The sequence below is a fragment of the Bradyrhizobium sp. STM 3562 genome (genome assembly GCF_045571435.1).
GTDB lineage: Bacteria > Pseudomonadota > Alphaproteobacteria > Rhizobiales > Xanthobacteraceae > Bradyrhizobium.
Genome location: NZ_CP120694.1, coordinates 270,624 through 291,398, shown reverse-complemented (window position 1 = coordinate 291,398; position 20,775 = coordinate 270,624). Strand labels below are relative to the sequence as shown.

Below are 20,775 nucleotides of genomic sequence, written 5' to 3'. Positions count from 1 at the left end.
CGAGATCGCGGCCTTACGTCATTGCCTGGACTGAAAAGAAGCACTGCATGAAACTCCGCAACGTTGCCATCATCGCCCACGTCGACCACGGCAAGACCACACTGGTCGACCGCCTGCTACAGCAATCCGGCACCTTTCGCGAAAACCAGAAGGTCGCCGAGCGCGCCATGGACTCCAACGATCTGGAGCGCGAGCGCGGCATCACCATCCTGGCCAAGGCCGCCTCGGTGCAGTGGAAGGACACCCGCATCAACATCGTCGACACACCCGGTCACGCCGATTTCGGCGGCGAGGTCGAGCGCATCCTCAACATGGTGGATGGCGCCCTGGTGCTGGTCGATGCCGCCGAAGGCCCGCTGCCGCAGACCAAATTCGTCGTCTCCAAGGCGCTGAAGGTCGGGCTTCGCCCGATCGTCGTGATCAACAAGGTGGACCGCCCGGACGCACGGCCGACCGAGGTCATCAACGAGGTGTTCGATCTGTTCGCGGCGCTCGATGCCAGCGAGGAGCAGCTCGATTTCCCGATCCTCTACGGCTCGGCCAAGCAGGGCTGGATGGCGGAAAGCCCGGAAGGACCCAAGGACGCCGGCATGGAGCCGTTGTTCGATCTGATCCTGCGCCATGTCGGGGAGCCCAAGATCGAGCAGGGGCCGTTCCGGATGATCGGCACGATCCTCGAAGCCAACCCCTATCTAGGCCGCCTGATTACCGGCCGTATCAGCTCGGGCGGCATCAAGCCGAACCAGCAGGTCAAGGTGCTGTCCGCCGATGGCAAAACCATCGAGCAGGGACGCATCACCAAGATTCTCGCCTTCCGCGGCCTGGAGCGCACGCCGCTCGACGAGGCCGAGGCCGGCGACATCGTCGCCATTGCGGGCCTTACCAAGGGCACGGTGGCCGACACCTTCTGCGATCCGTCGGTCGAGACGCCGCTGCCGGCGCAGCCGATCGATCCGCCCACCGTCTCGATGTCCTTCATCGTCAACAACTCGCCGCTCGCGGGCACCGAGGGCGACAAGGTGACCAGCCGCATGATCCGCGACCGCCTGCTGCGCGAGGCCGAGGGCAATGTCGCGCTCCGCGTCCGCGAGGCCGACGACAAGGACTCCATGGAAGTGTCGGGCCGGGGCGAATTGCAGCTCGCGATCCTGATCGAGACCATGCGGCGCGAAGGCTTTGAGCTGTCGGTGTCGCGGCCGCGCGTGGTGTTCAAGAAGGACGAGGCGAGCGGGCAGACGCTCGAGCCGATCGAGGAGGTCGTCATCGACGTCGACGAGGAGCATTCCGGCGTCGTCGTGCAGAAGATGAGCGAACGCAAGGCCGAGATGATCGAGATGAGGCCGTCCGGCGGCAACCGCCTGCGGCTGGTGTTCTACGCACCGACCCGTGGCCTGATCGGCTATCAGGGCGAACTCCTCACCGACACCCGCGGCACTGCGATCATGAACCGCCTCTTCCACGGCTATGCGCCCTACAAGGGCGAGATCCAGGGCCGCCGCAACGGCGTCCTGATCTCGAACGACCAGGGCGAGGCCGTGGCTTACGCCATGTTCAAGCTGGAAGACCGCGGCCCGATGATGATCGAGCCCGGCTGGAAGGTGTACAAGGGCATGATCGTCGGCGAGCACACCCGCGATAACGATCTCGAGATCAACGTGCTCAAGGGCAAGCAGCTCACCAACATCCGCACCACCTCGAAAGACGAGGCGGTGCGGCTGACGCCGCCGATCAAGATGACCTTGGAAAAAGCGCTCGCCTATATCGAGGACGATGAACTGGTCGAAGTGACGCCGAAATCCATCCGCCTGCGCAAGAAGTTCCTGGATCCGAACGAGCGCAAGCGCGCCGAAAAGGCCAAGGAAGCGGTGGCGTAATTCTCAGTCATTCCCTGCGAATGCGGGGAATCCAGTACGGCGCGGCCTATCGCATAGGACTCCGGCCTCTGGAATACTGGATCACCCGCATGCGCGGGTGATGACGGCTATGCTTGCGGCGGCTTTAGCCGTTCCCGCGAACGTGCTACAGCCGAGCCATGGGCTCCCTCCCCTCCTCAGTCGACGTCGCCATCATCGGCGCAGGTGCCGCAGGGCTTGGCGCCGCGCACGGGCTGAAGAACTCCGGCCTGACCACAATCGTGCTGGAAGCGCGCGATCGCATCGGCGGCCGCGGCTACACCGTGCAGGCCGCTCCTGACGTGATCTTCGACGTCGGCTGCGGCTGGCTGCATTCGGCCGACCAGAACTCCTTCGTCGCCATCGCCGAACAGTTGAATTTCGAGATCGACAAAACCCTGCCACCGTGGCGCGAGCGCGCCTATGGCAAGGTCTTTCCGCAAGACGAACGCGACGATTATTTCCGCGCGCTCGACGCCTTTTATGAGCGCGCCTATGAGGCGGCGCTCAAAGGCGAGGATGCGCCCGCGAGCCTCTATCTCGAGCCCGGCAATCGCTGGAATCCGATGATCGATGCGATCTCGACCTACGTGAACGGCTGCGAGCTCGACCAGGTCTCCATCCTCGACATGGACGCCTATGAGGACACCAACATCAACTGGCGGGTGCGGCGCGGCTATGGCGGGTTGATGACGGCCTATGGGCATTCGCTTCCCGTCGTTCTCAACTGCAACGTCACACTGGTCGATCATTCCGGACAACGCCTGCGCCTGACGACCTCTTTAGGGACGCTTCAAGCCGACAGGGTGATCGTCACGGTGCCGACCAATCTGATCGCCGACGAGGCGATCCGCTTTTCTCCCGCGATCCCTGCGAAGGTGGATGCCGCGGCGGGCCTGCCGCTCGGCGTGGACGACAAGGTGACGCTGCTGCTTGCGGATGCGGAGGCGCTGCCGAAGGACGGGAACTTACGCGGCCTCACCATGCGCACGGAGATGGGCACCTATCACATCCGCCCCTTCGGCCAGCCCTGCATCGAGGGCTTTTTCGGCGGCCGCTATGCCAAGGCACTGGAGGATGCAGGTGCGGGCGCGTTCGCCCAGGCCAGCATCGACGAGATCGTCTCCTTCCTCGGCAATGATTTTCGCCGCAAGCTGACGCCGCTTGCGGAGTCGCGCTGGGCCCATGACCCCTTTGCGCGTGGCGCCTATTCGCATGCGCTTCCGGGACACGCCGGCGACCGCGCCATCCTCGCCGCGCCCGTCGATGAGCGCCTGTTCTTCGCCGGCGAAGCCACCTCGCCGAACTTCTTCTCCACCGCCCACGGCGCCCGCGATTCCGGCGAGCGCGCCGCAAGGGAGGTGCTCGCAGCGAGTGCAAGGCGCTGATTGTCGGCCTCGCCATTCCGGGGCACTCGCGAAGCGAGCGAACCCGGAATGACAGTAGGAGTCACTCCATCACCCGCGCCCGCAGCGCGGCGTCCGGCACGAAGCACGAGTCATACTTGCCGAAAATGCGGTAGCGATTGCGCGCGACGAGATTGTAAACGGCGTCGCGCATCGGCTTTGGCACCGCGAACAGGATGCGGGTCCAGCCGAAGCCCGGCAGGCGCGAGAGCACGGTTAGAGCAATTCATGGCTAGGCTGAATCGGGAGGGATTCCCCTGAGGGTTGGTTTGTGATTCAAGATGCTGGCTGGGCTGGGGGCCAGCATCTGATGAGCCGACCTCTTTCCAATGATCTGCGAGAGCGAGTGGTGGCGGCGGTGGCAGCTGGCGAGAGCTGCCGTACGGTAGCGGCACGGTTTGGTGTTGCAGTGTCGTCGGTGGTGAAGTGGTCGCAGCGCCATCGGGCGACCGGCTCGGTGAGCCCGGGCAAAATGGGCGGGCATCGCAAGCCGGTGCTGGAACCACACCGCGCTTTCATCAAAGAGCGGATCCGACAGACGCCGCATCTGACGCTGCACAAGCTGAAGGACGAACTCGCCGCGCGCGGGGTCAAGGTCTCGCACAATGCGGTCTGGACATTCCTGCGGCGCGAAGGACTGCGATTCAAAAAAAACGCTGTTCGCCCTCGAGCAAGGCCGCGCTGACGTTGCGCGTCGGCGGCGACGCTGGCGGTCATGGCAGGCCAGCTTGGATCCCCAGCGCCTGGTTTTCATCGACGAGACCTGGATCAAAACCAGCATGGCCCCGCTGCGCGGATGGGGACCGAAGGGCGAGCGGGTGCGAGGTTTTGCCCCGCACGGCCACTGGCGAACGCTGACTTTTCTCGGCGCTCTGCGCTGCAATGGTCTCACGGCCCCTTGCGTCTTCGACGGGCCGATCAACGGCGAGTGCTTCCGAGCTTATGTCGAACAGCAACTCGTTCCCGTTCTCAAGCCCGGCGACATCGTCATCATGGACAATCTCGGCAGCCATAAGTCGGCCGCTCTGCGCCGCATCATCCGCGGCGCCGGCGCCAGGCTCTGGTACCTGCCGCCTTACTCACCAGATCTCAATCCGATCGAGCAGGCCTTTGCCAAGATCAAGCATTGGATGCGCATCGCCCAGAAGCGCACCATCGAAGACACTTGGCGTTGCATCGGCGACCTCGTCACAACTATCCAGCCCCGCGAATGCAGCAACTATTTCGCCAACGCAGGTTACGCTTCCGCCAAATCGTGAAACGCTCTAGCGCCGCATCCGATTTGAAATAAGCGACGCCGTCATGGATCACCGCATTGGTGTCGGGATCGCCAGGGTCGATGCCGAAGGCCCGCGCGAGCCGCGTGCCGTAAGGCGACTGGATCGCCGTGAAGCGGAACCGCGCATCCGAATCGCGCGCAGCGACGAAGCGCACCCAGCGCGAGCAGAAGATGCACACGCCGTCATACAGGATTACGTCATCGTCGGGCCAAGTCGTCATCTCAGGACGTCATCTGTTGTCCGACATCAGCAGGAGCGCATCAGTTCTGGCGCACGCTTCGGGATCGGCAGTAACCAGGCCGCGCCGACTCACATCCAGTGCGTTCTTGACAGACGCAGCCGTTCAACGCGAGCTTGCCGCCCTGCCGCCTGCCTGCGCGTTCCGAGGACTGCTGCCTTATGCCGCGCCCTGTCCTTTTTCGGCACAAGTCTCACAGAAAACTGATGCAGAAAGTCCACAGGTTAACCGATAATTAACGATAGACCTTGAAGCGAAGCCGCCGACTTGCTTTGATCATCGTCATGAGCACAACCCTGATCGAGGTCCGGCCAGCCAAAGCTGCAGACGCGGCTGCGGTGGCGGCAACGCATGATGAAGCCTGGCGCGCGGCCTATCAGGGCATCATTCCGGGCGCCGAGCTCGAAAAGCTGATCAATCGCCGCGGCCCGCAATGGTGGGACAGCGCGATCCGCAAGGGCAGCCGCGTCAGCGTGCTGGTGTTCGGCGACAAGGTCGCGGGCTATGCCAATTACGGCCGCAACCGCGCCCGCAGCCTGCATTTCGAAGGCGAGATTTACGAGCTGTATTTGCGGCCGGAGTTCCAGGGGCTCGGCTTTGGCCGCCGCCTGTTCTCCGCCGCCAAGCGCGACCTCGCCCAGAGCGGCCTGCGTAGCATGGTGGTCTGGGCGCTCTCCGACAACGATCCCGCCACCGAGTTTTACCGCGCTCTTGGCGGCCGCATGGTCGCCCGCTCGTCGGAGCGGTTCGGGCCGAAATCGCTCGACAAGGTCGCCTTCGCCTGGACCAACTAAACGGGTCTGGGCCTGAAGAGGCCGCGTTAGCACAAGTGGTCGTCGGTTTTCCGAACAAGACCATCTTCAAGAACAGACCGGGATGACGCCCAGAGCACGATCCGGACCCGGAGGGCCGCCGCGTTAGCGCAAAGGGCTTTCCGAAAAAAGATCATGCTCAATCACAGCCTGGAGCGGGATTGGCGATCGTCTCCGATCGCATCGCGTGTCCAGGACAAAGCCAACACGCTCTGGTGCCAGGGCGCTTTGGCTTGTATCAGCATTTCTCAGAGCGCCTGACGTCAAGGCGCCACGGAGCCATTCATGCGTATTGACGCTGTCAGGATCGGGATCGACCCGCCACGCGAAATCAACGTCATCATCGAAGTGCCGGTCGGCGGCGAGCCGATCAAGTACGAGATGGACAAGGAAGCCGGCACGCTGATTGTCGACCGGTTTCTTTATACCGCCATGCGCTATCCCGGTAATTACGGCTTCATCCCGCACACGCTGTCCGACGATGGCGACCCTTGCGACGTCCTGGTCGCGAACACCCGTGCCATCGTGCCCGGCGCTGTCATGAGCGCGCGCCCGGTGGGCGTGCTGTTCATGGAGGACGAGGCAGGCGGCGACGAAAAAATCATCGCGGTGCCCTCGTCAAAACTGACCCAGCGCTATGACCGGGTGAAGACCTACAGCGACCTGCCCGACATCACGCTGGCCCAGATCCAGCATTTCTTCGAGCACTACAAGGATCTGGAGCGCGGCAAATGGGTCAAGGTGCTGCGCTGGGGCGGCCCCGAGGAAGCGCACAAGCTGATCCTCGAGGGCATCGAGCGGGCGAAGAAGAAATAGTTTTTCGACGTCATTCCGGGGCGCCTCGAAGAGGCGAACCCCCGGGATGACCGAAAACTACGCCGCCGGCTTCGGCAGCCGCGCGATTGCACAGGCCGCGCGCAGCGTGTTCACCAGCAGGCACGCCACCGTCATCTGTCCGACGCCGCCGGGCACCGGCGTGATTGCCCCGGCCACCTCTGCCGCTTCCTTGAAGGCGACGTCTCCGACCAGCCGCGTTTTGCCGCCTTCCGCAGGCAAGCGGTTGATGCCGACGTCAATCACGGTCGCCCCCGGCTTGATCCAGTCGCCGCGGACCATTTCGGGCTTGCCGACCGCGGCATAAACCAGATCGGCTTGCGCACAGAGCCTTGGCAGGTCGCGCGAACGCGAATGCACGATCGTCACGGTGGCGTTTTCGTTCAGCAGCAATTGCAGCAGCGGCCGCCCCACCAGATTGGAGCGGCCGATGACGATGGCGTTCAGGCCCTCGAGCGAGGCGTGCACGGTCTTGCTCAGGATGATGCAGCCGAGTGGCGTGCAGGGCGCAAGCGCGGCGAAACCGCCGGCGAGTCGTCCGGCATTGTTCGGATGCAGCCCGTCGACGTCCTTGGCGGGGTCGATGGCGTTGATGATGGTCTCGGCGTGGAGGCCTCTGGGCAACGGCAATTGCACGAGGATGCCGTGTACGGCCGGATCGCGGTTGAGCCTGCCGATCAGCGCCAGCAACTCGTCCTGGCTGACATCGGCCGGCAGCTTGTGCTCGAACGAGGCCATGCCGGCCGCTTGCGTCTCCCTGTGCTTGCTGCGGACATAGACCTCGCTGGCCGGGTCGTTGCCGACCAGCACGACCGAGAGCCCGGGCAGGAGGCCGTGGTCGCGCTTGACCCGCGCGACTTCGCCGGCGACACGGGCGCGAAGATCGGCGGCGATGGCTTTTCCATCGATGATGCGAGCTGTCATGCTGCTTCTTCCATCACTTGTCTGTCTCCAGCGTCAACGCGCGCAAGGCCGCGCCGAGCTCGGCCGGATCGCCGTCGATCGCAACCTGCTTCAGCCGCGAGGTCGCGCCGGACAGCAGCCGCACCCTGGCCCTGGGTACGCCGAGCGCCCTAGCCAGGAGCTCCATGACGGCGCGGTTGGCCTCGCCGCCATCGGCGACGGCACGAACCCGCACTTTCACCACGCTGCGGCCGTCCGCCAACGTCTCGACGCCGTCAATGCCATCGCGGCCGCCGCGCGGCGTCACCCGCAGCGCGACGATGATACCGTCGTTCGAATCGCGCCAAGGGTTGGTAGAAGCATTCATAGAAGGATCCATAGTGGGATCCATCAAGCATCCGCCAGCAGCGGATCAGAACACCGCCGGATAGATGTAATAGGTAATCACCCGCTCGATGAACATGATGATCAGGATCAGGATGATCGGCGAAATATCGAGCCCGCCCAGATTGGGCAGGATATTGCGAATCGGCGCCAGCAGCGGCTCGGTGATTCGATAGAGGAACTCGGCGACGGCCGCGACGAATTGGTTGCGCGTGTTCACCACGTTGAAAGCGACCAGCCAGGACAGGATCGCCGATGCGATCAAGAGCCAGATGTAGAGATCGAGGACGATGAGAACGATGTCGAGAACGGCTCGCATGGGGAAAGGGCTCGGGGGCTTGGGGCTGCGGTCGCGGGGATAACCTCTGCTAGATATCGGTTCCCCACCGCCCAAACAAGGGAACTTCCGGCCCAAAGCCGCGTGAAAGGGTGCGACCTCGCGGTTCTCGACCTCGCGATCGACTTCAGAATTGACTTGGCAATGGCGCCGACTTAAATGACGCGATCGTCGGGCGTCCCTATATATTTCCAGACAGACGTCCACTGGACGGGGCCATAGCTCAGCTGGGAGAGCGCATCGTTCGCAATGATGAGGTCGGCGGTTCGATCCCGCCTGGCTCCACCACGCTTCGCCTTCGGCTACACGTGGCGCAGCCCCGTGCAGCCGAAGGCGAAGCGTGCCCGGCGTAGCCCGCAGGGCGAAGACGGGCCCCATCAACAGTTCCTCCATTCGCACACGCCAGCGCCCCTCTACTCCGCCGCCTGCGCCAGCACCGTGACCGGCTCGCGTGCCAGCCAGCCCTGCATGAAATGCGCAAGCCACGCACGCTCGGCGACGTCATAGACCGCGCGATCGGCGAAATGATGATGGCGGGGGCGGGCACCCGGCGCGTCCATCCGCTCGCAGCCGCGCGTGGTCCAGCGATGCATCATGGCGTAGGTCACGTCTGGATGAAATTGCAGGCCGAAACAATTGTCGTAGCGGATCGCCTGCACCGGGAAATCGTCGCCCTCGGCCAGCAGTTCGGCGCCATAAGGAAGCTCAAAGCCCTCGCGATGCCAGTGGTAGACCTGACCCGGCCACTCCGGGCAGAGACGGCGTCCGGCGTCGGTGGGGCGGATCGGGTAATAGCCGATTTGCGTCCGGCCTTGCGGATGCGGCGCGACCCGCGCGCCGAGATGCTTGGCGAGCATCTGCGCGCCGAGACAAACGCCCAGGAACGGCCGCTGCTCGCGCAAGGGGACGTCGATCCAGTCGATCTCGGCACCGATGTAAGCGTCGCCATCATTGGCGCTCATCGGCCCGCCGAAAATGACGGCCCCGGCATGTTCGTCCAGCGTTTCCGGCAAAGCATCGCCAAAGCGCGGCCGCCTGATGTCCAGCCGATGCCCAAGCGCGCGCAGCGCGTTGCCGACCCGGCCGGGCGTCGACGTTTCCTGATGCAGGACGATGAGCACCGGGAGCTTTGGCTGGGACGCCAGGGTCGCTTTGGCCGGCGCCCGTCCCGCGGGGAAGGGCAACACGTCTCGACCATGAAGATGCTTCGACCGGTTCGACATAGGTCTGGTGCTCAGCGGGAAAGCATAGCTAGAGCCTGTTGCGATCAAAGCGGATTGTATCCGCAATGACGGACGTAGTTGGCGCATTCTTCAGGGGTGAACAGGTTCAGGGTGCGTCCGATGAAATCCCAGAGGGCGTCGACGGTTCTGGCCTGGGCTTGCCGCAACAGTTCCTTGAGTTTGGCGAATGCCATCTCGATCGGATTGAGATCGGGGCTGTAGGGCGGCAGGAATAGTAGGCGCGCACCGGCGCCTGCGATGAGGCGAGCGGCCTCTTCGTTCTTGTGGCTCGACAGATTGTCGAGGATCACGGTGTCGCCCTGGCGCAGCACGGGGACGAGGATCTGCTCGACATAGGCCAGGAAACACTCGGCGTTGATCGGCCCGTCGAGCACAAAAGGTGCAATCAACCCCTCGCAGGTGAGGCCCGCAAGAAACGTCGTTGTCTTCCAATGGCCGTTCGGGGCATCGCCGATGGCGCGTGCGCCGACGTCGGCCCAGGCGTAACGACGTGTCATCGCGGTCGTCGTCCAAGTCTCATCGAGGAAAATCAACCGGCCACCAAGGTCCTTCTGCGCGCGCCGCCCACGCTTCCCGGCGCTCAGCGACGTCGGGACGATCCTGTTCGCTGGCGCGCACGGTTTTTTTGAAGCTGATCCCCTCCGCGGCGAAAAAGCGCGACAGCATCGACTTGTCGGCTTCCACGCCGTGCGTGCCAAGCAGACGCTCGGCGATCGCATCGAGCGTCAGATCGTTCTCCCTACGACGCAGTTCCAGCAACCAATCCCGGTGCGGCTTCAGCACGGAACGTCGGTCCCCGCCGGTGGGCAAAGCCGCCGCGCGGCGCGTCTCCTCGAACTCCTTCACCCAACGGATCGCGCTCGCGATCCCGACCCGGAAAATCCGCGCCGCCTCGTTCCGCGAAAGGCCGTCCTCAACCACGGCCTTGATCACCCGAATCCGAAGAGCCTCCCCATGCGCCATCCCTGCCAGCCTCCTCCCGGCCTTGAGGATGAATCATGGTTCGCCTGATTTGGGAATCCCCTACGATTCAATTCGATCCCAACCCGCTCTAAGCAATGGTTAATTTCGGGTGAGCGCTATCATGGGCCAAGCAAGTCGCGGGCCAGAGCCAGTGTCGAGCGCTTGGAGCGCGTTTCGATGAGGCACGAGTTAAGGGCTAGCGCTTCTGCGTTTGGAAGCGGCCGACCGCGGCGAGGATGAACCCACGCGGAAACAGGCGCAGCAGCGGCGGCACGAGCTTGATGCCCAATCCAGGCAGGACGGCGCGCTTGTTCGCCATCAGCCCGCGATAGGCCTGTTCGGCGACCTCCCGCGGCGGAACATCCAGAATGGCGGAATCGAAGCCGGGCTCGAAACCGGCGCGCGTTTGAAATTCCGTGCGCACCGGACCCGGACAAAGCACGGTGACCCGCACGCCATATGGCTCCAGCTCCTTGCGCAAGGCCTCGGTGAACGAGATCACATAAGCCTTGGAGGCATAATAGACAGCCATTCCCGGGCCCGGCAGGAATCCCGCAATCGAGCCGACGTTGAGCAGGCCACCGCGATTCTTGATCAGGCTTTTGGCAAAACGCGCGGACAGATCGGTCAACGCACGGATATTGACGTCGACGATGCCAAGCTGGCCCTCGCGATCGAGCTCGACGCATGTGCCGAACAGGCCGAAGCCGGCATTGTTGACCAGATATTCCACTTCGACATCGGCGGCAGTCAGCGCCGCTTCGATCGTCTCGCCCGCATCTCTGGCTTCGAGGTCGCACGCGATCACGATCGGCGCGGGCTTGCCTTGCGCCTTGAGTTCATCGGCCAGTGCGGAAAGCCGGTCCACCCGCCGCGCCACCAGGGCAACGCGGTGCCCATTGCCTGCGAAGACGCGCGCCAGTTCGGTGCCTATGCCTGCCGAGGCACCCGTGATCAGCGTCACACGTTCGGTCACGATCCAATGCTCTTAAATTCGACTGCGGGGGTTCGGTCGGGAACGCCGGGACGAGAGCATAGGGTTGCGGGGCGATGCAAGCCGTCCGCGAGCATGGCGCCGTGCGCAAAAATCGAGCTCCCGCTGAACGAGCACTGGATTTGCCGGGGGTTGCCGCGTCAGGGGAGGAACAATCAGGCCCTACATTAAAGTTTCTTCATGTCGGCGGCCGCACCGCTGGATGCGGGGCGGGGCGTGGCAGATCGCCGCCGCGACTTCAGGCACCCGCTGCGGCCTGCCGCTTGGCGGCGACACGATGCTTGAGATCGAGCCGGTCGCGCGAGGAGACGGCGAGCAGGTCGGCCGCGCGCCAGACCACATTGTCCTCGAACTCGCTGACCTCGCCGTCGACATAGACGAGTTCCCACATCATCTCCACGATGCGCAGCCGCCCCTCCTCATTGACCTCGCGCATGATGACGCTGGTGAAATGATAGAGGTCCACCGCCTCGCCCTCGACCAGGGTCGCGGAGCGAATCAACTGGTCGGCAGCGCCGGGATCGAGACCGAACCGGCTTTCGATCAGGCTGTGCAGCTTGCGTTTCTCGAGCTCGGAAGGATCACCGTCGAGCGAGATCACGTGGATCAGCAGCGCCGTGGCGGCGAGCTGATATCCATTGTCGTCAAAGGCACGATTCCCCTGCGGGGAAACAACGTCGGCAATGAATTGGCGCAATCCGTCCAGCATCGATTCCTACCGCAATCGTTCGACTCTCCGCCGGGATGGCGGCTCCTTTCGGATTATATGAGTGGAAATATAGGCCCGCACAATGCGGAAAAATCCGCTTGCGACATTACGTTTCGGCAATACCGTTGTTTCTCGAGGCGTCATTCCGGGGCGATGCGGCAGCATCGAACCCGGAATCTCGAGATCCCGGGTTCACCCTTCGCGTGCCCCGGAATGACGGCACCTAAGGTATTTCGTACACCACCATCTTGTCGGCGATGCCACGCAGCGCCGCGTGCTTCTGGATCGGCGTGATCGCCTCCTTCTCCAGGATAGAGACCACGGCCGGCGTGTCGATCACCGGCGCGGTCACGTGGATCTCGCGCGATGTCGACAGGCTCTGCACCCGCGATGCGATGTTGACGGTCTGACCAAAATAGTCCTGCCGCTCGTTGAGCATTACCGCCAGGCACGAACCCTCGTGAATCCCGATCTTGAGGAGGAGATCGTTGCTGCCACGCTGCTTGTTGAGCTCGTCCATCGCCGCGCGCATGCGCAAGCCCGCAATCAACGCGTGTTCGGGACGCACAAAGGTCGCCATCACGGCATCGCCGATGGTCTTGACCACCGCGCCCTTCTCGGAGGCGATGATCTCCAGCAGCGCACGGAAATGCGCCCGCACCAGGTCGAAGGCCGCGAGATCGCCGACCCGCTCATAGAGCGCCGTCGAGCCCTTGAGATCTGTAAACAAGAAGGTCAGCGAAGTGATCTTCAGCCGCTGGTCGACATTGAGATTGTCGGCCTTGAAGACGTCGCGGAACGTCTGGTTCGACAGCATCCGCTTCGCTGTGAGAAATGGCCTGCGCTTGCCGAGCAGCTCATGCAACGCCTCGCCGGCGATGAAGACGGAGGGCAGCACCCGCACGCCGGCCTGATTGTCGACCGACAATCGCAACGGGCCAGGCCGCATCGTCATCGAACCCGTCGGGGGATGCAGCTTGTTGTAGACGAGGCCGAACTGCTGGCGCTCTTTGGTCGGCTCGCCCTGGACGTCGATGAAGTGGGCGGAATGCGTCACCGGCTCGAACAGGATGATGAATTGCTCCGGAAGCTGCAGCGACATCACGGCTTTCTCGCCTGCGGGCAGTTCCAGCGCTTCGAGCGTCACTTCCTCGGTGAGCGAGGAAAAATTTGTGGTGTTGAGATCGATGCCGGAGCTCCAGAACACCTGCTTGTAGTAGTCCCACAAGGGCAGCGAGTTCGGGTCGTGCGCGGCGATCCGCCTGACCCTCGGACTGACGGTGAAGGCCACCTCGACCTGCTCGTCGACCGACGGCTCGTAGCCGCAGGCGCACAGACCGCAATGGTAGTCATCGGGGCGCAGCGATTTCAGCGTGTCGTGCGCACCGAGAACGCCGCCGCAGCCGGGGCACAGCACGTTCCAACTCAGGTCAAACAGCCCGAGCCTGGACGCATGCAGGAAGCCGGATATCACCTTTTCTTCATCGAGCGAGGTGCGTCTGGAAAAATCCAGCGCGTTGATGCGATTGAGCTCGGCATCCGCGCCGGTCGCGATCAACTGGCCGATCGCATCGGCGACGGCCGGGTCGGCGGTCTGCTTCAAAACCGAAATCTGGGCGGCAATGTCGCTCATGCGTAGCCTAAATGGGATCGTGGAGAGCTCGAAACAATCCCCCTTCACTATCTTGGCTTGATGACAAACAACGGCGAGTGGTCCGGTTGGGTGGTGACCACGCCGACCGGCATCACTGGCGTCGTATCCTGCAACCCGACCCGAAATGCGCGTATCAGTTTGGCCAGCGCCAGCGTCGCCTCCACGAGCGCGAAATGCGCGCCGATACAGACCCTTGGGCCAGCACCAAACGGCAGATAGGCAAAACGATCGGGTGGCGGTGAAGGCGGCATGAAACGCTGCGGGATGAATGCTGCCGGCTGCCGCCATAGCTTTTCATGGCGGTGCAACAGCCAGGGCGCGATCATGATGACGTCGCCTTTGCGCACCGGCAGTCCCGCGACGGTATCGGGCGCTGTTGCCGCCCGCGCGATCAAGAACGCCGGCGGATAGAGGCGCAGGCTTTCGTCGATCACGGCGCGGGTGAATTTCAGCCGGTCGAGGTCAGGCACGCCATTTACGGCAACACTGCTGACCTCTTCCACCACTTCGTCCTGCGTCACGGGATCGAGCGCCAGCAGATACAATGACCAGAACAGCGTGAGCGCGGTGGTCTCGTGCCCGGCGAGAATCATGGTTGCGACCTCGTCGCCGAGCTGCTCCTCGGAAAAGCGCAGGGCCGTCTCGGGATCGCGCGCCTCGCCCATGAGGTCGAACAGATCGCGCGGCGGCGCGCCGTCATTCTTGCCGGCCGCGCGCCGTTCCGCCATCAGCTTCGCGATGAAGGCGGTCCAACGCTTGCGGAAACGGGCGCGCGCGAAATCCTGCGGCGTCGGCCAGGACAGCGGCAGCACCATGTCGAGGAAATGCGGCCGCGCCAGCTCGTTGGCATATTCCATGACAAAGTCGCGCAAGGTCGCGTTGTGCCGGCCCATCTCGAAGGAGAACATGGTGCGACCGGCGATCTCGAGCGTCATGCGCTGCATCACTTCGCGCAATTCGAGCGGCGCGCCAGCCTTGGCTTTCAGTTCGGCGACGGTAGCGTCGATCACCGCCAGCATGTGCGGCACGAGGGTGACAACCGCGCGCGGCGTGAAGGCCGGCGCCAGCGTGCGGCGCTGATGCTTCCAGGCCCGCCCCTCGGCAATCAGTACGCCGTTGCCGAGCATCGGCCGCAGCACGCGGATGCCAGCCGGCGTTCTCGAATAGTTTTCGTAATTGTCGACGAGCACGTGCCGGATCGCATCAGGCGTATTGAGAATGAAGCTGCTGCGGCCGAAGAACCGGCCCTGGACGACCTCCTCTTGATAGGCGCGCGGTCCCCAGGTGGAGATCGCATTCTTGCGCATCCTGCTGATGCGGCCGATGGCCGACAGATGATCCGGCGCCAGCGGCGGGCTTGGCGGCACCAGCGGGGCCCGGGTGATGGGCGTGTCGTAGGCTTCAGCGATGCTCACGGGGGCCTCCGGTCGGGGGATCACAGAGACACTAGAGAACTAGTTAGTCGGTTCGAAGGCCGCAATCGACGCCAGCGGGCCGAGCGCACCATCGCGCCGGGCCGAAGCCGCGCGCCCGCCGTCGGATCCAGCCTTCATCTTCAGCCTGTTAGCCGGCATCTGCAGTCCAAATCGCTCACCTTGGCCTGGACAGGGACGAGTTTTCCCGGGCATCACAAGCGCTCAAGAATCAGGCATAGCAGGCCCGACGGAACCCGCGATGACCGAGACGCCAAAACCCCAGATGCTCAGCGGCGACGGCATCACCGCGCCGCTTCGCTATGCCACCTTCCGGCGTATCTGGCTCGCGAGCCTGCTCTCCAATCTCGGCATCCTGATCCAGGGCGTCGGCGCCGCCTGGGCGATGACCCAGATGACCGCCTCCGCCGACAAGATCGCGCTGGTGCAAACCGCCTTGATGCTGCCGGTGATGCTGATCTCGATGCCCGCCGGCGCGATCGCCGACATGCACGACCGCCGTATCGTCGCGCTGGTCTCGCTCGCGATCGCGCTCACCGGCGCGACCGTGCTGACGGTGCTGGCCTGGCTCGGCCTGATCACGCCGAACTTGCTGCTGGCGCTGTGCTTCGTTGTCGGCAGCGGCATGGCGCTGATGGGGCCGGCCTGGCAATCCTCGGTCAGCGAGCAGGTGCCGCCGGAGGCGCTGCCGGCCGCGGTCGCCCTGAACGGCATCAGCTACAACATCGCGCGCAGCATGGGTCCGGCGATCGGCGGCATCGTGGTGGCGAGCCTGGGCGCGGTGGCGGCCTTTGCGCTCAACGCCCTGCTCTATCTGCCGTTGATCGCGGCGCTGTTCCTGTGGAAGCGGGTCGCCGAACCGTCACGCCTGCCGCGTGAAAGGTTCAGCCGCGCCATCGTATCGGGCGTGCGCTACATCACCAATTCCCCGCCGATCAAGATCGTGCTGATGCGCACCATGGTGACCGGCATCATCGGCGGCGCCATCCTGGCGCTAATGCCGCTGGTCACCCGCGATCTCCTCCAGGGCGGCGCGCAGACTTACGGCATCATGCTGGGCGCCTTTGGCCTCGGCGCGGTGATCGGCGCGCTCAACATCGGCGAGGTACGCAAGCGGCTGAGCGGCGAGGCGGCGATTCGCGCCTGCACGTTGTCGATGGGCGGGTCGATCGCGGCGGTGGCGCTCAGCCATCAGCCGGTGCTGACGGCGGCCGCGCTGGTGGTCGCGGGCGCGGTGTGGATGATGGCGGTGGCGCTCTTCAACATCGGTGTGCAGCTCTCCGCGCCGCGCTGGGTGGCCGGGCGCTCGCTCGCGGCCTACCAGGCTGCGATCTCGGGCGGCATCGCCATCGGAAGCTGGGGATGGGGCCGGCTCACCGATGCCGCGGGCGTCGAGATCGCGCTACTGGTCTCCGCCGGGCTGATGCTGGCTTCGCCGCTGCTCGGCCTGTGGCTGCGCATGCCGCGCATCGGCGCGCGCGGCGAGGACGCCGAAGTGCTCGCCGATCCCGAGGTGCGGCTCGCGCTGACCGGGCGCAGCGGACCCTTGGTGGTCGAAATCGAGTATCGCGTCGCCCACGACAATGCGCGGGCGTTCCATAACGTGATGCAGGACGTGCAGCTATCCCGCCAGCGCAACGGCGCGTATGGCTGGTCGCTGGCGCGCGACATCGCCGATCCCGAATTGTGGACCGAGCGCTATCATTGCCCGACCTGGCTCGATTACCTGCGCCAGCGCAACCGCGCGACGCAGCCCGAGCGCGCGCTGCATCAGCGGGCGATCGCCTTCCACATCGGCCCCGATCCCGTGCGCATCCGCCGCATGCTGGAGCGGCCGTTCGGCTCCGTGCGCTGGAAGGACGACACGCCCGACCGCGCCGCCAACGACGTGCTGCCGGTGATCGCGAGTGCGGCAGGGAGCAGCACCTAAGTTTAACTTACACCGTCATGACCTGCACCGTCATTCCGGGGCGCGACGACGTCGCGCACCCGGAATCCAGAAGTTGTGGCGCGAGATTCGGGGTTGCGGACCGCCCCGGAATGACGCCTCGCGTCACTGCCCGTGTTCGGCCATCACCTTCTCGCAGGCCCGACTGATGCGCTGGCGATTTTGCTGCAGACAGGCCAGCACCGCCTGGTCGCCGTCGTTGATATGGGCGCGGCAAAAGCGCGCAACGTCACGTGCGCAGGCGTCATGTTCATGCGCGCTCTGCGCCAGAGCGTCGGAAGCAATCAAAGCAAACGGAATCAAACAAAGAAATCTGGTCATGGGTCACGCCTTTCAGGCCAAGCATGCGGCAAGGGTTGTAGAGCATGATGCGGAAAAAAGGCCAGCACCAGGCCGGCCTTCGCAGCGGGCGCGAGAAAGCTGCGGTCAGTTCGTGTCCCATTGGCAACCGCCTCGACGGTGGTTGCGTTGTTGCGGTGGCCGCGACCATGCACCGAGCCGGTGGCTCTCGCGCGCTGACAGGCAACTGTGACATCATCAGGAAGGCCGCATCGCATCGAATTCCTTCACCAAATGGAGTCGTGTTGGTGTCGCGTTAACACTTTCTTCGCATTAATGGGAACGCGCGAAGGCCGCGTCCCCTTGATTGCGTATTGGAAACAGTGACATGCGTAGTGCGTTAGCCCTGATGCTGGGCAGTGTTGTGGTGGCGGCCGTGATCGCCGGCGCCTGGTTCTTGATTGCCGCGCCCCATACCAACGCCGCGCCCCAGACCGTGGCGGTCCATGAGCCGCCGCCGGCCAATCCGCCAGCCAAGCTCGCGGCCAAGGACGATGTCGAGGTCACGGGCGCACTGGCGCCGAAGCCCGCAGCCCCTTCCGCCCCGGCCTCGGCGGCCGCCCCGGCGCTCGCAACGGCGCCCGCGCCGCAAAAGGCCTGCGCCAATCCGGACGCGCTGGGGGTTTCCCGCGTGGTCGAGGTCGACACCACGGGCGGCCCGGGCTTCGGCTTCGAGCATTTCAAGCAGTTCGATTTCCTGACCGACAAGGAGGTCGTGCTGACCTTCGATGACGGACCCTGGCCGAACAACACGCCCGCGGTTTTAAAAGCGCTCGACGACGAATGCACCAAGGCGGTGTTCTTCTCGATCGGCAAGCATGCGACCTATCATCCGGAGATACTCCGGCAGGTTTTGGCTGCCGGCCACACCGTCGGCGCGCACACCTGGTCGCACGCCAATCTGAACAGCAAGAAGATGACCGAGCAGATGGCCAGGGACGAGATCGAGAAGGGCTTCAGCGCCGTGAAATGGGCGCTGGGTACCGATCCCGCGCCGTTCTTCCGTTTCCCCGAGCTGCAGCACAATCCGGCGATGGTCGCCTATCTCGGCACCCGCAACGTCGCGATGTTCTCCTGCGATCTCGACTCTTTCGACTACAAGCGCGACGCCACCGCCGAGAAGGTCGTGAACAATGTGATGACCAAGCTGGCGAAGCTCGGCAAAGGCATCATCCTGATGCACGATTTCCAGAAGCACACCGCCGAGGCGCTGCCCGAGCTGCTGAAGCAGCTCAAGGCCGGCGGTTACAAGGTCGTGCAGATGAAGGCCAAGACCACCTTCCAGACACTGCCCGAATATGACGAGGCGTTTGCGAAGGAGATCAAGGCACCCACCGCGAGCACGCGTCCCGTCTCGAGCGTGGTGCAGACGGTCTCGAAGCAGTAGGCGGCGCTATCTCGTCCTCGCCGCGGTCAGTCCGGGGCGATGCGAAGCATCGAACTATGGTGCGCAATTGCGCGCCTGAGAATCTCGAGATTCCGGGTTCGCCTCTTCGAGGCGCCCCATAATGACGACGGAGTATGTCGCAGCGTCCGCGCAAAAATAAAAGCGCTCACCAACAATCGCATGGCGATGCAGCTCGTCGATCACGAGCGCTTCGACCGATTCGTGGCAGCGCTTCTGCGGTTCTCGCCGAGGGCTCTTGAAGCGGCCGATCACTCCGTTCGGCGGAGAATCTCGATTCCCTCAACAGAGCCGACCGACGAATAAGGCTTCAGAAGCTGCGACAGCTCGGCATCGGCCCGCGCCCAATCCCCCCATCCATCGCGCAGATCATCGATCAGAACGATATCGGGTGGCAGCTTTTTGAAATCCTCGATCAGCCATTTGCGTTCCAGCGCCAGGTAGTCGTTCAGCCTGGCGTCCGTTGCCGCATCGACTGACGACCGCTCGCGCGTCAGCTCCACCCACTCGCGAATCAACAAGCTCTGCTGGCGAGAAACCCAGGTGCCGCCGAGATCGTGCACCAGCGGATGTCCGATCGCGGCCTCGCCACTCAGCACCAATAATCGTGGATGCAGCTTGAGGCCGGCCACCGCTTGCTCGATTGGACCGACATAGATCCTGGTATCGAACCACCGGCTGCCGAGCCAAAATGTCGCGGCCAGAATCAGCGCGGCCGCAGTGCCGACACGGTGCGGCCGCGCCCCTGGGCCGGTTTCGTCCAGCAGCGCATAGCCCATCACAAGCATGGCCAGCGCGACCATCGGATAGGAATGATAGGGCCAGCCGCGCCGCTGCAGAACGAACGAGATGGCGAAGCCGATCGAGGCCATGATGGCTGCAAGCAACAACCCGTCCAGCTTTCTCTGCGATAGCGCCATCAGCGCCATGGCTACGGCGAAGATCAGCGTTGCACTGTTGAGAAGCACGGCCGACGCCGGCATCGACCAGGACAGATAGGTATCGCGGGCCAGCGGATACATAATCGTAAAATATTCGGGATAACACGCGTAGGTACCGAGACTGGCCGCGGACACCAGCGCACCGGCGATGATGTTCTCCGGCGCGAACAGCACGCGCCACGAGCGCGAACGTATAGCGGCTGAGATGATGCACAGCGCTGTCGGCACAGCAAAATACGGTTTGAACGCGAGCGTAATGCCGGCCCCCGCGCCGGCAATCAGAATTGCCCAGAGCGGCAGCGGCTCGCGATTGCTGCGCAGCGCGTAGGCTGCGAGCGCCGGCAGGAACGCAAGGGTGGCCATATGTTCCCGCTGCCCGAAGACATGCATGGGTAGAACGGTCAAAACGGCCACGGCCCAGACAATCAACAGGTCCGATTTTGTCCGACCAAGCGTCGGCGACAACCGAAGCATTCGCCACACCGCGAACAGGGACGCCGCCGCGAGCAGCAACAGTTGAGCATCGACCACATGTCTCGGGGCGACTCCGAAAATGCGAGCCAGCCACGCGGCCGGCAAATAGGCGAATGCCGCCATCGGCGGATTGGTCTCGATCATGTCGCGGTAGAGCCGCTGGCCATCGAGCATGCGTTCGGCGACCACGAGCAGCCAGCTCACATCGGTGTTGAGCGGCACGAGTTGCCGCATCACGATCGCGGCGGCGAATACGAGCGCGACCAGAAGCCATGGTATCGGCCCCCGTCGTTCCCGATCGGCCGGATAGGCCGGCGCCGGACGCGCAACGGCATCGACGTCCACGGTCATGGGGATGGAGACGGTTCGTAAGACATCACCGCCCGACATTAGCGGACGAGTCTTAACGCGCCACTTGCGGACGGAACGTGTGGGCCATCAGGACCGCAGCAATGGTGCCGCAAGAGGGGCTCGAACCCCCGACCCCGTCATTACGAATGACGTGCTCTACCAACTGAGCTATTGCGGCGATTTCTTTGCGCGAGCAGACCCTGACAACGCGTGCGCACCTGATATCGGCGAAGC

At 64.0% G+C, this 20,775-nt stretch carries 18 protein-coding genes, 2 tRNA genes and 2 pseudogenes; 8 read left to right on the top strand and 14 right to left on the bottom strand.

Annotation, left to right across the window (positions count from 1 at the left end):
• Positions 1-47: 47 nt before the first annotated feature.
• Together typA and P6U23_RS01365 are read left to right on the top strand one after the other, a co-directional pair.
• Entirely contained in the window at positions 48-1,874 is a 1,827-nt protein-coding gene (gene typA / locus P6U23_RS01370; protein WP_407177838.1) for a translational GTPase TypA, read from the top strand.
• A gap of 158 nt (positions 1,875-2,032) precedes the next feature.
• A complete protein-coding gene (locus tag P6U23_RS01365; RefSeq protein ID WP_407177837.1) occupies positions 2,033-3,280 on the top strand; it encodes a flavin monoamine oxidase family protein in 1,248 nt (415 codons plus the stop codon).
• Between the two features lie 61 nt (positions 3,281-3,341).
• Here the strand turns inward: P6U23_RS01365 and P6U23_RS01360 are convergent.
• Positions 3,342-3,521, bottom strand: a pseudogene (locus P6U23_RS01360) (DCC1-like thiol-disulfide oxidoreductase family protein); the annotation flags it as partial.
• Between the two features lie 87 nt (positions 3,522-3,608).
• On the opposite strand from P6U23_RS01360, the gene P6U23_RS01355 reads away from it, so the two are divergent.
• A protein-coding gene (locus P6U23_RS01355) for an IS630 family transposase (RefSeq protein ID WP_407176024.1) occupies positions 3,609-4,557 on the top strand; the annotation gives its coding sequence in 2 pieces (ribosomal slippage) (positions 3,609-3,944 and positions 3,946-4,557; 948 coding nt in all).
• A gap of 7 nt (positions 4,558-4,564) precedes the next feature.
• Here P6U23_RS01355 and P6U23_RS01350 read toward each other — a convergent pair.
• Positions 4,565-4,798, bottom strand: a pseudogene (locus tag P6U23_RS01350) (thiol-disulfide oxidoreductase DCC family protein); the annotation flags it as partial.
• A gap of 302 nt (positions 4,799-5,100) precedes the next feature.
• Between P6U23_RS01350 and P6U23_RS01345 the strand changes: the two are divergent.
• Both P6U23_RS01345 and ppa read left to right on the top strand, forming a co-directional pair.
• Positions 5,101-5,610: a GNAT family N-acetyltransferase gene (locus P6U23_RS01345; protein ID WP_024511184.1), complete on the top strand. Its 510-nt coding sequence runs from the start codon at positions 5,101-5,103 to the stop codon at positions 5,608-5,610.
• Between the two features lie 303 nt (positions 5,611-5,913).
• On the top strand, positions 5,914-6,444 hold the full coding sequence (ppa, locus tag P6U23_RS01340) for an inorganic diphosphatase (RefSeq protein WP_407177836.1): 531 nt from the start codon (positions 5,914-5,916) through the stop codon (positions 6,442-6,444).
• 57 nt (positions 6,445-6,501) lie between these two features.
• On the opposite strand, the gene folD is transcribed toward ppa, so the two are convergent.
• Genes folD through P6U23_RS01325 form a run of 3 tightly spaced genes read right to left on the bottom strand, consistent with a single transcriptional unit; the run spans position 6,502 to position 8,068 of the window.
• Positions 6,502-7,386, bottom strand: coding sequence for a bifunctional methylenetetrahydrofolate dehydrogenase/methenyltetrahydrofolate cyclohydrolase FolD (folD, locus tag P6U23_RS01335; protein WP_407177835.1), 885 nt, complete (start codon positions 7,384-7,386; stop codon positions 6,502-6,504).
• A gap of 13 nt (positions 7,387-7,399) precedes the next feature.
• Entirely contained in the window at positions 7,400-7,732 is a 333-nt protein-coding gene (locus P6U23_RS01330; RefSeq protein WP_407177834.1) for a DUF167 family protein, read from the bottom strand.
• A 45-nt stretch (positions 7,733-7,777) separates the two neighbouring features.
• Positions 7,778-8,068 carry a YggT family protein gene (locus P6U23_RS01325; protein ID WP_024511180.1) on the bottom strand — a complete coding sequence of 97 codons (291 nt, stop codon included), beginning with the start codon at positions 8,066-8,068 and terminating at the stop codon, positions 7,778-7,780.
• A 230-nt stretch (positions 8,069-8,298) separates the two neighbouring features.
• Here P6U23_RS01325 and P6U23_RS01320 point away from each other — a divergent pair.
• Positions 8,299-8,374: transfer RNA gene (locus P6U23_RS01320), tRNA-Ala, on the top strand.
• A gap of 125 nt (positions 8,375-8,499) precedes the next feature.
• Here the strand turns inward: P6U23_RS01320 and P6U23_RS01315 are convergent.
• The 6 genes from P6U23_RS01315 to P6U23_RS01290 all read right to left on the bottom strand — a co-directional run bounded on the left by P6U23_RS01315 (position 8,500) and on the right by P6U23_RS01290 (position 15,065).
• Complete coding sequence (locus tag P6U23_RS01315) at positions 8,500-9,309, bottom strand: glutamine amidotransferase (RefSeq protein WP_407177833.1); 810 nt, start codon at positions 9,307-9,309, stop codon at positions 8,500-8,502.
• A 44-nt stretch (positions 9,310-9,353) separates the two neighbouring features.
• Positions 9,354-10,293, bottom strand: a protein-coding gene (locus tag P6U23_RS01310; RefSeq protein ID WP_407177832.1) for an IS630 family transposase whose coding sequence is annotated in 2 segments (ribosomal slippage) — positions 9,354-9,890 and positions 9,892-10,293 — 939 coding nt in all. Because the reading frame shifts where the segments join, the coding sequence is not laid out codon by codon here.
• 196 nt (positions 10,294-10,489) lie between these two features.
• Positions 10,490-11,269, bottom strand: a complete 780-nt coding sequence (locus P6U23_RS01305; RefSeq protein ID WP_407177831.1) for an SDR family NAD(P)-dependent oxidoreductase — start codon at positions 11,267-11,269, stop codon at positions 10,490-10,492.
• Positions 11,270-11,525: 256 nt separating this feature from the next.
• Entirely contained in the window at positions 11,526-11,996 is a 471-nt protein-coding gene (locus P6U23_RS01300) for a TerB family tellurite resistance protein (protein WP_407177830.1), read from the bottom strand.
• A 223-nt stretch (positions 11,997-12,219) separates the two neighbouring features.
• Positions 12,220-13,629: an adenylate/guanylate cyclase domain-containing protein gene (locus P6U23_RS01295; RefSeq protein ID WP_407177829.1), complete on the bottom strand. Its 1,410-nt coding sequence runs from the start codon at positions 13,627-13,629 to the stop codon at positions 12,220-12,222.
• 47 nt (positions 13,630-13,676) lie between these two features.
• On the bottom strand, positions 13,677-15,065 hold the full coding sequence (locus P6U23_RS01290) for a cytochrome P450 (protein WP_407177828.1): 1,389 nt from the start codon (positions 15,063-15,065) through the stop codon (positions 13,677-13,679).
• A gap of 259 nt (positions 15,066-15,324) precedes the next feature.
• On the opposite strand from P6U23_RS01290, the gene P6U23_RS01285 reads away from it, so the two are divergent.
• Complete coding sequence (locus P6U23_RS01285) at positions 15,325-17,013, top strand: MFS transporter (RefSeq protein WP_407177827.1); 1,689 nt, start codon at positions 15,325-15,327, stop codon at positions 17,011-17,013.
• 123 nt (positions 17,014-17,136) lie between these two features.
• Here P6U23_RS01285 and P6U23_RS01280 read toward each other — a convergent pair whose 3' ends face one another.
• A complete protein-coding gene (locus P6U23_RS01280; RefSeq protein ID WP_407177826.1) occupies positions 17,137-17,352 on the bottom strand; it encodes a hypothetical protein in 216 nt (71 codons plus the stop codon).
• A 346-nt stretch (positions 17,353-17,698) separates the two neighbouring features.
• Here P6U23_RS01280 and P6U23_RS01275 point away from each other — a divergent pair, with 346 nt between their 5' ends.
• Positions 17,699-18,757, top strand: coding sequence for a polysaccharide deacetylase family protein (locus P6U23_RS01275; protein WP_407177825.1), 1,059 nt, complete (start codon positions 17,699-17,701; stop codon positions 18,755-18,757).
• Between the two features lie 269 nt (positions 18,758-19,026).
• Here P6U23_RS01275 and P6U23_RS01270 read toward each other — a convergent pair whose 3' ends face one another.
• Complete coding sequence (locus P6U23_RS01270) at positions 19,027-20,541, bottom strand: hypothetical protein (protein WP_407177824.1); 1,515 nt, start codon at positions 20,539-20,541, stop codon at positions 19,027-19,029.
• A 102-nt stretch (positions 20,542-20,643) separates the two neighbouring features.
• Positions 20,644-20,719, bottom strand: a tRNA-Thr gene (locus tag P6U23_RS01265).
• Positions 20,720-20,775 lie beyond the last annotated feature (56 nt).